The following is a 928-nucleotide window of genomic DNA, read 5'->3' as shown; positions in this document are numbered from 1 at the left end:
GACGATGAGTTTAAACAAATAGTGTTCAGAGGTCAGCTTAATCGTATTGAAGTGGCAAAGGGTATCGGTTGTGGCAAATCGGCGTTAAACCAAAACCCTGCCCTCAAGAAAGCACTCAAAGCCTTAGAAGATGAGCTGCGTGGTAAAGGTGTCCTGCCACCGTTGACCGACGCTGCCAAGAAGAATGAGGGTAAACCTCAAGCCTACGACAACACAGCAAATCGAAAGCTGCTCGATTCAAAGCGGGTGTCGTCATTAGAAGCTGAGAACATTGAATTGAAAGCCAAGGTCAAGGAGCTTGAAAAGCGACTTGAGCGCTTTGGTGAGCTATCTGAAACCTTATCTGAAATGGGGTTGATACCACGATGAATAGCGCTTTGCATGAAGACCAAATGCGTGTAACCAGTATCCCTTATCGCTCGACCAAGATGGTGATATTCAGCGGTGTACCATTGGCGAAAGACTCTTACAAAACTAATAGTGGGAAGTATTACGTCACCATCAAAGCCGACCCCGATAGCATCCCTGTACTTCCAACGCTGGGTCAGCATTGGTCAGTCAAAGGCGCTCGCCAGATAGAAAATATGGAGATGGGTGATTATGTAATGCAGCAGCACACGTATGAATCACCCAAGCATATTGAATGCACGCTGCCCGAAACAGGTGAGCAACTGATACGATTTATCGCCAGAGAAAGTGACTTCAAGGGTATTGGCGAAAGCAAAGCTAGAGCGCTCTGGCAGCTCTTGGGTAAAGACTTCCATGCCACACTGAGAAATGACACCCCAGAGTCCAGAAAGCGTCTGACATCGATTTTGAGTGAAGATTCAGTGGAAGCGCTCTTTAAGGGGTACGCCAAATATAAAAATCTGGCTCATTGCAACTGGATGAGCGAGTACAACATCCCTGCCAGTGTGCAGCAACGACT

The 928-nt window shown here is 47.2% G+C and carries 1 protein-coding gene and 1 pseudogene; both read left to right on the top strand.

Annotated features, from left to right (window positions below; all coding sequences use genetic code 11):
• The coding region (locus BCU91_RS06110) for a VPA1267 family protein (protein ID WP_198590443.1) at positions 1–369 on the top strand (369 nt) is incomplete at its 5' end.
• Positions 366–928: pseudogene (locus BCU91_RS06105) on the top strand (AAA family ATPase); the annotation flags it as partial. The gene BCU91_RS06110 and the pseudogene BCU91_RS06105, both read left to right, overlap by 4 nt.

The organism is Shewanella sp. 10N.286.52.B9 (assembly GCF_002873635.1).
GTDB lineage: Bacteria > Pseudomonadota > Gammaproteobacteria > Enterobacterales > Shewanellaceae > Shewanella.
Note: the sequence above shows the minus strand (reverse complement) of the source record. Positions and strands in the feature narration are given on the sequence as shown.